The organism is Candidatus Borkfalkia ceftriaxoniphila (assembly GCF_004134775.1).
Lineage (GTDB): Bacteria > Bacillota > Clostridia > Christensenellales > Borkfalkiaceae > Borkfalkia > Borkfalkia ceftriaxoniphila.
Map to the genome: position 1 here is coordinate 803,972 of NZ_SDOZ01000002.1, position 14,958 is coordinate 818,929.

A 14,958-nucleotide genomic window follows, 5' to 3' on the forward strand; every position below is an offset into this window, starting at 1 on the left:
CAGGTTTATATTTTAGCATTTTATATTGCAAAAGTCAAATTAGAAGTTACTAAACACGGTTAAAGTCGGTGATTACTTTAAAAGCATCAAAGGCTTTTTGGAAACCTTTCAACTTCTTTTAAGTAAGGTATAACGCTATGTAAAAACTATTAGACTTTAACTGCATTTCAATTTATTGCGAAAAAATTTATAACCGCAGGACATGACGGTGCCGCATAAACGGAACGGCAGCCAGTTTACGAGCGCGGGATAACTTCGGCGCAGATATGAGTACATTTTCTCGTCTTTTCTGCGCAAGTTTTCCCACAGTTCTTTCAAAGCGATCTTGCGTTCCGCTATGTTTTCTTTGCCTCCCGTCGTAAACATCATCGTCAGCGTCATCACCACGCCCAGATCGTGCTTCATATACTGCGACAAGCCGCTCTGCAATTTATTCAAATCACGGTAACTGTACGCGTTCAACATCTCTTTCATCACGCGGATCTGCTGACGGTATCGTTTCACGATGTTCTCACGGTTCACCGACTGGTCTTCCCTGCCGATATAATAGCGATACAGATCGATATTCATATAGTACAGTTTTTTCGTATACGGCAACGGTTTATAGGCGAAGATATTATCCACATAAAAAGTATGTTCGGGTAAAACGACCCCGCTTTCACGCAGTTTATCCGTGCGGTACAGCATAGAGTGCATCAACAACACGTTGGAATTACGGAACCGTTTCACCTCGTTCCAGCCGAACAGTCTTCCCTGCGGGAAATTCTCCGTGTAACGCCTCACGAACCTTGCGTTTTCCACCACTTTTTCGTATACGAAATTCGTCAGGTACAGATCTGCGGGCGTATCCTGTTCCAGATGCTCCCACAGCGTATCCAGCAACGTATGCAGGGCTGCGGTTTCGAGCCAGTCGTCCGAATCCACGACTTTGAAATATAAGCCCCGCGCGAGTTCCAGACCTTTGTTCACTCCCGAACCGTGTCCCCCGTTTTCCTGATTCACCGCCGTCACGTTCGGAAAGCGTTCCGCATATTCCCTTGCGATCTTTCCCGTTTCGTCCGTCGAGCCGTCGTTGACGATGATGATTTCCACGTCCTCGCCGCCGGTAAGAAGCGTATCTATACACCGTCGCATATATCCCGCCGAATTGTAACACGGAACGGCAAACGTGATCAGATACATTGTTTTCAGTCCTCCTTTTTCTTCTTTCCTTTGCTCAGAAACCGAAAAAGCCCTTTGCACGCATGGCCGTTGAACACCATGAGCATCGCCTCCATCTGCCTTCGGCTCATGCCTCCGAATTTTGCCATGCCGCGGATCGGCTGATGGATCACTCCCATCATCAGCGTGTTTGCCAGCGGACGCTTGCCGATCTTCCATAAGAACGCGTGCGCGAACCGTACTCCGCCTGAGAACCACCTGCCGATCCAGCGACGCGAAAACCGCAGATCTGCCACCGTGCTGTTTTCGTCGATCACCATGCGGCGCTTTTTATAGAACTTATAACCCGGATACGGAATTTCGCGTCCTAAAAGCCGCGCAAACTCTTCCTTGCCGACGTCGTTCGCTTTGCCGGAGTAATAACTCGGCAATTCCTCTTTTTGGTACGGCGTTTCCGCGCCCGTGCCCGAGATCTCGACGCTACCGCTTAGACGCAAGTCTTCGCTCGACGCGCCGATATACACTTCGTATCTGCCGCCTTCGGTCTCCCAGCGCGACGTTCCTACATTATAATAACGGAACGTATATTCATCGAACGGTATTTCGATCGTTTTGCTTTCTCCCGCTTTCAGAAACTGTTTGGCAAAACCTTTCAGTTCGATCGCGGGGCGGAACACTTGTGCGTCCTGCTTGCCGATATACATCTGCGCGATCTCCGCGCCGCCGCGTTCCCCGATGTTTTTTAGGGTAAACGATACGCCTTCTTGCGTAACGCGCAGATCGGCATACTCGAACTTAGTATAACTCAGTCCGAACCCGAACGGATACCGCACGGGTATTTTCGCCGTGGAAAAGTAACGATACCCGACGTACAGCCCCTCCCGGTATTCCACGCTCATCGCCTTGCCGGGAAAGCGCGATGATGAAGCACAGTCCTTCCACGCATACGGAAAACTCTCCGCGAGTTTGCCCGACGGGTTGATCTTTCCCGTCAGGATATCCAAGATCGCGCGCGCTCCCGCCTGGCCGCCCAAACACGCGTACAGGATCGCGTCCGACTGTTCCAGCGCACCGAATTCCACCGCGCTCCCGCCGACCAACACCGCAACCACTTTTTTGCCGAGACGCGTCAGTTCTGTCAGCACTTCCAACTGATTCTGCGGAAGTTTCATGTCGCGGCGGTCGATACCCTCCGCTTCGCTCACCTCGTCTAAGCCGACAAAATACAAGATCGTATCCGCAGACTCGGCGAGAGTCACCGCCTTTTTCCGTAACTTTTGGTTTTTCTTACCGTATCGCTCGTACCCTTGCGCATACCCGACATATTGCAGCGGATATTCTTTGATACAGCCGAGCACGCTATCGAGACGCGTCGGATTCACGACCGACGAGCCCGCGCCCTGATACCGCGGCTTACACGCAAAATCGCCTACCACGCATACCCTTTCTTTTTTCGTCAGCGGCAACGCACTTTTTTCGTTTTTCAGCAGCACCGCGCTTTCGCGCGCGCACTCCAAGGCAAATAAATGATGTTCCGACTCGTTGAATTGTTCGGGGGCGTCTTTCAGCGCGCCGTCCGTTTCGAATATAAGGTCCAAAAGCCGTACCAGGCTCTCGTTCACGATTTTTTCGTCCAGACGGCCTTCTTTGACCGCGCGCACGATATCCTCGTTCCCGTATCTGCAACAGGGCATTTCCAATTCGTTGCCCGCTTTTAATCCCGCCACGCGGTCGTTGCTGCCTGCCCAGTCGCTCACCACCACGCCGCCGTAACCCCATTCGTCCCGCAGGATCTCCCGCAACAGATGTTCGTTTTCGTTGGCGTGCGTGCCGTTGACTCGGTTGTACGACGACATGATCGTTTTCGGCTCGCCCTCTTTGACCGCAATCTCGAAACCGGTAAGATATATCTCCCGCAGGGTACGTTCGTCAACCACCGAATCGATGACCATGCGGCGCTCTTCCTGATTGTTCGCGGCAAAGTGTTTCGGGCACGCGGAGATGCCGTTTTTCTGTATGCCGCGGATATATGCCGCCGCCAACTTGCCCGCCTGGTAAGGGTCTTCCGAAAAGTATTCGAAATTTCTGCCGCACAGCGGATTTCGCTTGATATTCAGCCCTGGTCCCAGCAGCACGTTCACCCGCTGCGACGCGGCTTCCTCGCCGAGTCTTTCGCCCAAACGCTCGCCCAGCGCCGTATTCCAACTGTTCGCCATCGCAGACGCAGTGGGATAACAGGTCGCTGCGATGCTCGCGTTCAAACCCAGATGGTCGCTCGCCGACGCTTGCTTCCGCACGCCGTGCGGCCCGTCCGACAGAAACATCGACGGTATGCCGTATTTCTCGTATTCCGTCGTAGACCAGAAATCCCGCCCGGACAGAAACGACGCTTTTTCTTCGATCGTCATCTTTTTTATGATTTCGGATTTGTTCATTTCCGCTCGCCCCGCTCTTTATTTTTTTGCTTTCCTGCGGCGTTTTTCCTGATATTTCGCTTCCTCCGCAGCAAAGTCCAAACCTTTCTTTTCGCAATACGCTTTCAAGTCCGCGATGCGGGCCTCCTCCGCCATACGGTCCGCTTCCGCCTCTTCCCGACGAAGACGCTCTTCCGGCTCCACCCACTCGATGCCGGCCGCCTCGGCCTCGGACCTTTGTCGCGCTAGCACCGTTTCGCGGTCTTTGACGAGATATTTCTCCACGCCGAAAAAGAGCATGACCAGCGCCGCCAGCGCGTACGCGATCGTTTCTATCCAGATATACGATACAACCGATCCGATCGCGTCCCCGAACGCGCCCAACACACCGCTTATGATGCCCGTCGCCAGCGGCACCGACGCGATCATGATTGAACTGTATACCGACATCGCCAAACCGTCGCAGCGGAAGCCGTTTTTCGCCTCCATATGATCCAGACAGTCCGCAAGCATCGCCAGGATCATATATCCCGCGGGCGCGGATCCCAGACATTTTACCGCCACGCCCACCGCGACCATGATAAAATTATCGTAAAATATCCCCGCGAGCACGCCGCCCGCCGCGCCGAGCGTCATGCCCGTCAACACGACCGCCTTCTTCCCGAATTTGTTACACAACGGCGACACGAACAGGATCGCCGCGGCCATCGGCACCGCGCCGACTATGCCTAAGATCGACATCGCGAACGCAGGCTCTAATCCCGCGAACTTTATGTTATTCGTAAACGACATCATGGATCCGTTCTTGATTCCGCCCGATAACTGGAACAATAGATAGAATATGATCGCCGTAACGAAAAACCGGTCGCCAAATATCGCTTTCGCCTGCTTTCCCAGCGTCGGACCTTTCACTTTCTCCGTTTCGGCAAGACTCGTTATGCTTTCCTCAGTCACCCTCTCGCGCGTAAAATAGTACTGCAATATGCAACCCAGAAACGTGATTACTCCGATCGCGATAAACAAAACGAGATATCCGTTCGAGGAGGGCAATCCTTCCGCGGGACCGGGAAACCCGTTCGCAAAGGCCAAAATGATCATCGGCATCACGATAGAGCCCGCGCCCGACCCGCCCAACAGCGCCATGTTCACCAGCGACGCCAGAAAGCCGCGCTGTTTGCCGTTCCGCGTAGACATAGGAACCAATGCGCTGTTTGCCGTGTTGTACAGCGGAAACGCCACCGCATAGAACAGGTTGTACGCCACTGCCAGCCATACCATCTTGAATACCGCATTTTCTACGGGCTGGATAAACATCAGCACGCTCGCAACGGCTACCGTCACCGACGAGAGCAGTATGTACGGACGCGCTTTCCCCGCACGCGTGCGCGTCCGTTCTATGATCTGACCCGCGACAAGGTTCCCTGCCACGATCAGCACCGCGGAAAGGATCGGAAACAACGTCAGAAACGTTTCGATCCCCGTGTTCCCCGCCGCGAGTTCCTGCGCAAACAATACCTTGCGGAAATACTCCACGAGATACGTACCGAACAGGCAGTTCGCCAGCATCCCGCAAAACGGCCCGATCAGATAACCGATCATTGCCTCCACGGGTTTCACGTTCGCCGTCTTCACTTTCGTACGCAGTATGCCCTTTTCGAATATACTTTTTTCCGTCTTCATTTTTTCTCCTCGTACGCTCGGTTATATAATTTATGATTTAAATTATATCATGCAGACAAAATAAAAGGAAGATGCCTGCCACATATGGTCGATTTTTTAAAACAAAAGGTAATCACATCTTGCTTTTACTCGATATTTCGTCATTTTTAAAAAGGTCTTTTAACGCCTGTTTATCGATTTTACCCGAACCGGTAAGAGGAATGCTCGGAAGAATTATGATTTTTTCAGGCATTTCGAGTTTATTCAGGACGCTCGTTACAAGTTCCGTTATCCTTTCCACGGTCAATGAACAACCTTTTTCCAAGACGATCGCCGCGCAAGGAATCTCTCCGCAGTTTTCGTCCGACACTCCCACCACCGCCGCCATATAAACATGCGGAAGAGAACATATCTTCTTTTCGATCTCTACTGCGGATAAATTATTTCCGTTGCGTATAATGATCTCTTTTTTTCTCCCGCTGATATGTAAGATGCCTTTGCAGTCGAAATATCCCAGATCCCCTGTATGCATCCAACCCTCTTTGTCTATCACTTCGCGAGTTGCGCTTTCATCGTTATAATATCCCAACATCAGCGTCATTCCGCGCACGCATACTTCACCCTCCTGCCCCGTCGGCAGAATATTTCCTTCCTCATCCGTCAATCTTGCTTCGGTCATGGGATACAGCCGCCCCACTCCTGCAGAGCGCTCTTCTACCGAATCGGCGTATCTGCACGTGCTGATACCGACGCATTCGCTCATGCCGTAACCGGGCATCAGCCGTAATCCCAGTTGCCCCTCTATATATCTCATCTGCTCTGCGGTGAAAGGCGCTCCCGCCATCAAGCCAAGACGGAGCGACGATAAATCGTAGCGCGTATGCCGCCCGTCGCGCAACAATTCCATGAAAAATGTAGGGACGGCATAGATACAAGTTATTTTGAATTTTTCGATACACCAAAGCACCCGATCTATATTCGTATCCGTCGGAAACACGATACCATGTCCGCAAAAAGTTGCGCAGGCGGCGACCGCAAAGCCGAATACATGATTGAACGGAAGCAATGCGATCGCCCTGTCTTTTTCGCATTCTTCAAAAAGAGGCATGGCATCCACAGGGTTTGCAATACAGTTTTTATGGCTGAGCAATACAGCCTTTGCCTTTCCCGTCGAACCGGAAGTAAATATGATCATAAAAGGGTCGTCGGGTTTCGTTTGTTTTGCGGCGGCACGCACAAAATCTTTCCGTCCTAATAATTTTTGACGCAGATCCACATCGCTTTTACTATGTTCCCCGATCAGTTTCCAGGCTCCGCCGGCACTGATGTCTTCGGAAAAATCTTCATTCGTCAAGTAAAAATCCGGTCGGATATCCACACCTGTCTGCGCCACATAATCCCTCGCCTTTACATGAGGATCCGTCATAACGGTAACGGCTCCGAAACATCCCAGCGCGATCGTCAACAATATCGTATCGGGATTACGCGTCGCACGCAATGCGACCAAACTGCCTTTTTTTAATCCTTGCGACATAAAAAACGCCGCAAGACTTTCCACTGTTTCCAACGCCTCGCCGTACGTCGTCGTTCCCTGTTCCGTGACCATATACGGCCTGGCCGCATCTATTTCTGCATAAGAACGCAGATAGTCGTATAAATTTTTATTACATTGCTCCGACTTATGTTTCGGTATTCTCATTTTTTCTCCTTAAAACTGAAAATATTGAAATCCGCTCGCGTCTGTCTGTGAGAGAAGCGCAAGCCAACAAAAAGCGATACAAAATATTCCGAAGAACATCGCTCCTGTGGTTTCGGATATCAAAACTCTTTTCTCTCCAAGAAACAGCGCGTGATTGCATTCGGTCAATTTCGGCAACAGAATCATTACGGAAAGTGAAAGGAGCAGCAATAAAAGTTTTCCCGCATTCAGTCCGAGTTGTTCGGCGCATTCCGACCAGTAACCCGTTCCGAATCCGTTCGCCGTAAATATTCGATTGAACGCCGTAATGATCTCGCTTATACTCTGTGCGCGGAACAGTATCGCAGACAAACTGAACAATACCATAACGATACCCCAGCGCAGCAATGGCAAAATGCCCGAATCGGGACGGATATGCAGTTTTCCGCACAATTTTAAGGCGGGTTTTTTCAAAACACTTTCCGCGCAGACAAAGATCCCGGCCGTTAATCCCCATAATACGTACGTCCAATCCGCCCCGTGCCATAGACCGCACAGAAAAAAGACGACCAACGTATTGACGATCTTTCTCAATTTTCCTTTCCTGCTGCCTCCCAGCGGAATATATACATAATCCGTAAACCATTGGTTGAGCGTAATATGCCACCGACGGAAAAATTCCGTATAACTTTTTGAACGCAAAGGCTCGTTGAAATTACGCGTGAGTTTTACGCCCATCAGCCTTGCAGCCCCCATTGCTATCTCTGAATAACCCGCAAAATCATTATACATCTGGATGAGAAACAACCCAGAAGCGATAAAAACGGCGAGAGCATTGCTTGAAGCGAGATTTGCGTAAACCTTATCTACATATATCCCGCAAAAATCAGCGATCACACATTTTTGGACAAAACCCGAAACAAGAAACTTCAACCCTGTTTTCACGTTCTCCCCGTCTAAATTCTGCGGACTTTTCAACTGCGGAAGCAAATTTTCAGGCCGTTCGATCGGACCCGCCACCAACTGGGGAAAATATGAAACGAAGAGGGCAAAATATCCGAAATGCCTTTCCGCGCGGATTTTCCCCCGATAAACATCGATAACATACGAAAGTGTCTGAAACGTATAAAACGATATGCCGACGGGAAGTAAAATATTGAGGGAAATACCGACAATATCCGCGCCGAAAAAATTCAGCGCGCCGACAATACTTTGCAACAAAAAATCCGCATATTTAAAGAAAACGAGCAGACCGAGGCAAACAAAAAGCGTGATGCCGAGCATCAACTTTTTTATGCGGATATTCGACGCACGCTCCATACAGAGTCCCGAAACGTAAGAAACCGCCGTCGTTGTCAAAATCAAAAAAATCAGTTTTACGTTCCAGCACATATAAAAATAGTACGACGCGATCAGCAGCAGTATCCAACGGAATTTATGCGGCAGGCACCAATACAGGCATACGACCAAAGGCAAAAACAATAAAAAGGACAAGGAGTTGAAATTCATCGACCCTTTCCCCCTCTTTTCATGATCCTCACGAGATTCAGCAGAAAAAAGATCATGCTGACTGCCGCGCATTCCGAAAGACTCGCCCCCAAGACGAGCGCATATGCCAAAGCGCCTGCAACGATCGTGAAACTTATGCACATACCCGATTTTTCCGACTGGCGCCAGATAAGCGAAACAGCGGTGATTGCAAGCGCTGCCGCTATCAATGCAATCAACAGCGGAGATCGTAAAAACACGCTATTCATCATTCCCCTCCGATACCCGCAGCAAACAAATCGTCGATCAGCCGTTCCGTTCTCAACAGCACGCCGAGGTCGTTCAGGTGATAATCGGAATCATAAAAATATCGTCCGTCGAAAATGTAATCGGATATCTCCGAAATCACAAAGCAGCCATAGGGCGAGAGCAAGCGCACCAACTCGTCCTCAAAATTCGCCGCCTTTTCAAAAATTTGCGCAGATTCCGCCGAATGACGATTCATTGGCGCGTACGACACGCATACGCGCGCCCCCAGATCTTCGAACTTTTCATAGACGGAAGCCAAGCGGCTGATATTTTCTTCCGTCAGCAATCCCGTATCATATATGTAAGATTCGCTGTAAGCAACATCTCTTTCTACTTCCGTAGCCTCGTCGTACGGACGTTCTAAGGAGTAATCCCCGTATTTATTGAACAGCCCCGCATCGTCCGAATATTTACAGGGCGGCTGACCCGCTCGCAGGTTATTATACATCATATACGCCTCGAACACGCTGTCCGAATAGGAAAAGTCGACCGATGCCAGCAAATCGTAATTCCCCTCTACCATGGCGAATACGCGGCCGTCCAAACGCATGGAAGCCAAAAACTGATAAGGGCTCATTTGTTCGGGAGCATGGACTAATACGTCGCCTACGCCGATGTAAGGCAATATACATTCGAGTTGAAACAGCGCGTCGAATTCACCGTTGATGCCTAAATTGGCAACGACGTATTCGCCCCCGAAAGCCTCTTCCACCGCCGCACTGTCGAGCCCGTAAGCAAAACTGCATCCTGCAAAAAACAGCAATTTTCTTTTGTCTTTGTTTACGATCAAAATATCAATATTGTCCGCAAACCTCGCGTTATAATTGGATTTAAGCAAACATGGCGCCTTCGCCGCATTGACGTGATATGTTTTGATCTTCTGCGAAAATGATTTACTGCCCACCGCTTCGAGATTGTCGAAAAAGTAAATTTCTTCGAAGCGTGAATTTTTGAAAGCGTAATCGGATACTGTCTTGACCGTATCCGGCAGAATCAGCGTTTTTGCGGATATCTCGCCGCAGGGAATGTTTGTCGTAAAAGAATAGCCGATATCAGAGACCGTTTTTCCAGCGATTTCGGACGGAATTGCAAACGGCTCCTGATCTCCCGTCCCCTTATATCCTGTAAGACTTAAGGTACCGTCTGCCCGCACGCTGTACAAAAAATCGCTTTCCGGCTGACACTTGACCCACTCTCCGTACAAAACGGCCTTCTGACCTTGCGCAACCGTATATCGGCTGCCCAGCCCTACGTGCTCGCCCGAGCCGTCTGCCTTTGTATTCCAGCCTATAAGAGTGTATCCCTTTCGCGAAATCCCGCTCCCGTTGCGCGTATTCGGACGGATATGTTCGGAAAGTTCGTACTTTACAGTTTCACATTCCGACGTGCCGTCGTTATAAACAAATAATATTTCACATTCCGTTGCCGGATTTTCGGCGGGTTCTTTTTCCGTTTTTTTCGAAAACAAAGTTACCCTTGCGGGGCGCTCGATATTCCGCAGAGTCAACTCATATTCTCCGTCCCCCCTCTTATCTATGCTGAACGACGCATGATCGCAAGACAGAGGCTCGTATCCTTTCAACATTTTCAAACGCACGGTATAGTCGCCGCCGCGTTCGACCGTGCCGGAAGGATTTTCCGCCGTAAAAAATACGCTTTCGACGATACTGACCCTGACGAACATATCTTTTTTTTCGGAAGAGTCCGTACATCCCGTGAATAGTACCACGACTGCGGCCAACAACACAATGAACCGAAACAGAATTTTAACCGAATGATTCCGTTCCGTAGATATTTTCCGCATAGTGCCCCCAAAAATAATTGTTTTTAAATGCGCTCACTGACGATTCCGAAACATATATCGCCGAAGAAGTACCGTTCAGCAACCCGTAGCCGACCGTAATTTGCGACGGTTCGGTATGTTTCAATACGATTTTTTTCAAATTCGTGCAGCCTTTGAAACTGTTATCGGACACCGAACGGATATTTCCCTGAATCGTTATACTTTCAACGATTTCGTTCCCTGAAAATACCGAGGCCGAAAAAGATTTGACATACAATCCGTTTACTTGGTAGGGAACGATCAAATGTTTCTTCTGCGCCCCCTCCGGGGTAAGTCCCGTTACGGCATAATAATTTCCGTTTTGTTGGTAAGTGAAATATTCCGCACAACTGTTATCCCCCTCGCCCTCGATGTCTTCCTGCGGTTTTACGGGCTTTTGGGGTAATACGTATTCCGTTTTGGTCGTATTGCCGAGTTGATTTTTTAAGTCGTTTACGAGTTGAACGGTACGCACCGCCATGCCGCTGTCGTTCAGATGGTAATTGGAATCGAAAAACCATTCTTTATCCATAATATAATCTTCGATATCGCTGATCACGGGAAAATCAAAACGATCGCACACAAAGTCGTAAAATTCAGATATCCCCGCCAAACTGTTTTCGGTCACCGCGGCTCGGTTCATCGGCGGAAAAGAATAATACATCGAGGCGCCGCGTTTATGGATTTCCTTAAAAAACTCGTTTACATATGCGATAAATTCTTCCCGATATAAAGAAACGTCCAAAGAAATAGGGTTGTTCATGTCTACACTGTCCGCAAGCATATTGAACGGCCGCCCGAAATTTTTAAGGTCGCAGTGTTCGTCGAACGATGCCTGCGCATACACACCGCTCGGCTGCGCAGGCAGACCGCTTTGCCACAATCGGTACTTTTTCGAAGCGTAAGAAGCAAAACTGCCTACCAGATTCCCTTTCGTCTGCGCGGAAAATTCACCGAACATGCTCAAATCGGAATCGAGCGCCATCCATGCCTCTTCGGCGGAAAAATACAGAGAGAGCGACTGCGAATCTATTTCCGGCGTAAAAATGACGATATCTCCTTCGCCGATATAAGCATCGGCGATCTCCATCATCATTTTCGTTCCCAACGCACCGTATAATCCCATATTACATACAGTAAAGTCCAAGCCTGCTTGGCCGAGCAAGCGCTCGAAGAGCGCCGAATCGACGCCGAACGCAACATTCGAATTGCCTATGACCACGATTTTTTTATTCTCGGTTTCTTGCAGTCTTTCATACATTTTCGACAATTCGCCGTAATAGGTCTGCGCGTATTGCGGCGCCGTCGCTGTGCCTACGATAAAAATCGTCAAAAACGGAACAACGAGTAAAAATACAGCAAAGAAAGACGCCAGAACTACCGCGGTAAATCTTTTTAAACGTATATTTTCCATATCCCGCCCCTTTCCTATTCGTTCCGCTTTACAGATACGGAACAAAGCGCTCCTGTAAAACTAACAAGAGCGCCCTTTTAATGCTTATTCGATATCTATTTTCTTTTTGCGCTCTTTTATAAGGCTGATCGCATACATTGTACCGAAACCGGCCGCAAGGACCGCGCTGACGCTGATTACGGCTATGAGCGTATCTTTCCACCACCAACTTGCCGCCAAAACTTTTGTATCGGGACCGATACCGTTCATAGCAGCGCTGTAATTGCAAACGGAATACAGAATCCTGTGTGATGCCTCGCGCATTGCCAGACAATATGTCGCATTCTTCCGGAAGTCGTTCAAGGCTGTTTGCGAACCGCTTCCCAGGAAAACGTCTGTTCCGCCCGTCACGCCGTCCTGATAGGTCATATACGACGCTCCGTTGGAAGACGCCATATCGGTAATACAGTAACCGTCGAATCCCCATTCCTCGCGCATGATGTCCAATAATTCTTGATCCGCGCCTACCCAGTCGGTCCCCGCGCGGTTGAACCCGCTCATGACAGCGGCAGCATCGCCCATGCCTTCCGCAGAGGATAGCGCATATTCAAAGGGAAGCAGCATGATCTCGCGAGCCTCCTGCTCGTTCAGCCAGACGCCGATACCGTTTCTTGCCGCCTCTTCGTCGTTAAACGCATAATGTTTGACGTTCGCGATGATTCCTTTTGCCTGCATTCCCTGTATCTCATACACCGCCGCTATTGCGGTAAGATACGGGTCTTCGGAAAAATACTCATGCGATCTTCCGCCGAACGGCATTCTGTGAATATTGATGGCGTTGGCATATAAGCCGGACAAGCCGTGATACAGAGCGTCTTCCGCAAGGCAGTCGCCTACTTTTTCAATCAGTTCGTTATTAAAAGAGGAGGCCCATATCCCCTCGCTGGGGAACGACAGACTGCCCTGCGATTTACCGTAACCGGTGGGTCCGTCCGCCTCGCGCGTATCCGGCTTGCAGACGGATTCGACCATGACCGTAGCGTATTGCCCGTTGGAGATCAGGTACGACTGTTCTCCAAACGTCATCTGATCCAAAAGATCTTGCCATAACGCATTGTCATAATCTTTGCCCCTAAGCATCGCTAAGGTGAGGCCGTTATTTGCTCCGTAAGAGGGCATTTCCGCTTCGGGATCCGTTTCGATATCTTTATTGCTGCGCAGATCCTCTTTCATTTTTGCGGTAACGTTCAAGGATATACTCGCTTTCGGCATAGTGCCCTGCCAATCGTTTCGGGATACATAAGTCACTTTTGTGTTGCTGCCCTCGTATTTATTCAGATCGGCGTCATCGAGTTGATTTGTGATCGACGCTCCCGTTTCGGAGGAAACGGAATAAGTTTTATCGTCAAAAGCATTGACCGCGATCTTGCCCGCAAGAACTGAATTTCCCGCAGCGTCCATTCTCTGATCGGTATTTTCGGGAGTTTTCCCTTGTGCTGCGAGAATATTATTCGCAGCCTCATGCGCTCCGTTCGCAACGGTCAGATAATAATCGCCCTCGTCCACGATATACGTCTTGGCATAGTTCGCGTCATAACTTTTGAACAATTCCTTTTTCACGTTGATCGTGACGGGTTCGCTGCTCTCTCCGGGCGCGAGTTCCTCCGTCTTCGCGTAGCCGACAAGTTCGACCGCTGCCTTCTCCACTCCGTGTTCGATATCGTATTCCGAATAGGGCTTTTGCAGGTAGACCTGTACGGCTTCTTTTCCGGAATATGTATCGCCCGTGTTGGTCACCGTCACCGTAACGTCATAACTCTTTCCGTCCTCGTTTTCAGTTACGGAAAAATCGGAATAGGCAAATTCGGTGTATGATATTCCGTACCCGAACGGATACGCCACGTCGTCGGAATAGCGGTAATCGCCCGTATTCGACCTTCCCGTAACATAATCGGTGTATCTCGTTTCATAATACCGATATCCGACGTAAATACCTTCGCTGTATATGCCGTAATACATCTGGGTCGAATTAAGTCCCATCTCGCTGTAATTCGAATAGGTCTGCGCAAAAGATTTGCCGCTGTTGTAGGAAAGTTGCATCGCCGCAGGCGAAGAAAAATTATCTTTCGCGTAAGTATCGGATAGTTTGCCCGACGGAACGATCTTTCCCGTCAAGACTTTGGCAACCGCATTGATACCTGCCGAACCGACGTTTCCGACCCAAAGACAGGCATCCACATCGATCCCGTTTCGGCTGAGAAAATCGAGTTGAACGGTTGCCGAAGAATTGAGCAAAACAACGATCTTTTCGATTTTACCCTGGTTTTTCAACATTGTCAGCCCTTGCAGGACTGAAATCTCTTCCTCGCTCAAAGAAAGATAACTGCCGTCCTCGCCGTCGCTTCGCGTGGCGGAAATATCCGAACCTTCCCCGCTGCTGCGGGCGATCGTTACGATGACCGTGCCGTAATCTTCAAGACTGGTTTTTGCCGCGGAAGGAATTGCGTCGTACGATGTTTCGTTGATAAGATAAGTATCCCCGATCTTCTTTCTCGAAGAAGAGGTTTGATAGAAATTCCACATAGTCTGGTTCACTTCCAGTCCGACGTCTGTGAGCGCCTGTTTCAAATCTTTATAAGAGGCCGTATTCGACGCGGACGATCCCGATGAACCGTAGTTAAACTTGTTGGAACCGGACAACATACAGCTGACCTTTTCCTTTTCGGAGAGCGGCAACGCGTCGTTTTCGTTTTTCAAAAGAACGATGCCTTCGCCTTCGATCTGTTCTGCAACGCTCTGAAAATATTCGGTCAACTCCGCGTAATCCTTATCTTTATAATCGCTCTTGAAATACTGATATGCAGGGTCGTCGGAATAATCAATTTCCGAACCAGAAATATTCAGCGCGTCGTTGATCGCGGCACTCTGGCTCAGGGCAATCTCATATATTCCCGTGATTAAAACGAGGAGGCTGGCCATACATACGGCGAGGCATTCCCACAGTACCCTGTTGAACAAATTCTTCTTCATGCTT

At 49.5% G+C, this 14,958-nt stretch carries 9 protein-coding genes; all 9 read right to left on the bottom strand.

Annotated features, from left to right (window positions below; all coding sequences use genetic code 11):
• Positions 1-156: 156 nt before the first annotated feature.
• Complete coding sequence (locus ESZ91_RS03865) at positions 157-1,182, bottom strand: glycosyltransferase family 2 protein (RefSeq protein ID WP_129224329.1); 1,026 nt, start codon at positions 1,180-1,182, stop codon at positions 157-159.
• A 5-nt stretch (positions 1,183-1,187) separates the two neighbouring features.
• Complete coding sequence (locus ESZ91_RS03870) at positions 1,188-3,596, bottom strand: beta-glucosidase (protein ID WP_129224331.1); 2,409 nt, start codon at positions 3,594-3,596, stop codon at positions 1,188-1,190.
• Positions 3,597-3,614: 18 nt separating this feature from the next.
• Positions 3,615-5,255, bottom strand: coding sequence for an MFS transporter (locus tag ESZ91_RS03875; RefSeq protein WP_129224333.1), 1,641 nt, complete (start codon positions 5,253-5,255; stop codon positions 3,615-3,617).
• A 112-nt stretch (positions 5,256-5,367) separates the two neighbouring features.
• The gene (locus tag ESZ91_RS03880; protein WP_129224334.1) at positions 5,368-6,933 is read right to left on the bottom strand and encodes a class I adenylate-forming enzyme family protein; all 1,566 of its coding nucleotides are present in this window, start codon (positions 6,931-6,933) and stop codon (positions 5,368-5,370) included.
• A gap of 9 nt (positions 6,934-6,942) precedes the next feature.
• A complete protein-coding gene (locus tag ESZ91_RS03885; protein ID WP_161971039.1) occupies positions 6,943-8,421 on the bottom strand; it encodes an MBOAT family O-acyltransferase in 1,479 nt (492 codons plus the stop codon).
• Positions 8,418-8,672: a hypothetical protein gene (locus tag ESZ91_RS11650; RefSeq protein ID WP_161971040.1), complete on the bottom strand. Its 255-nt coding sequence runs from the start codon at positions 8,670-8,672 to the stop codon at positions 8,418-8,420. Before ESZ91_RS11650 ends, ESZ91_RS03885 begins: the two co-directional genes overlap by 4 nt.
• Positions 8,669-10,393 carry a leucine-rich repeat domain-containing protein gene (locus tag ESZ91_RS03890; protein ID WP_129224336.1) on the bottom strand — a complete coding sequence of 575 codons (1,725 nt, stop codon included), beginning with the start codon at positions 10,391-10,393 and terminating at the stop codon, positions 8,669-8,671. Before ESZ91_RS03890 ends, ESZ91_RS11650 begins: the two co-directional genes overlap by 4 nt.
• Before the next feature lie 82 nt (positions 10,394-10,475).
• Positions 10,476-11,945, bottom strand: a complete 1,470-nt coding sequence (locus ESZ91_RS03895; protein ID WP_129224337.1) for a leucine-rich repeat protein — start codon at positions 11,943-11,945, stop codon at positions 10,476-10,478.
• 84 nt (positions 11,946-12,029) lie between these two features.
• The gene (locus ESZ91_RS03900; protein ID WP_129224338.1) at positions 12,030-14,954 is read right to left on the bottom strand and encodes a glycoside hydrolase family 3 protein; all 2,925 of its coding nucleotides are present in this window, start codon (positions 14,952-14,954) and stop codon (positions 12,030-12,032) included.
• Positions 14,955-14,958 lie beyond the last annotated feature (4 nt).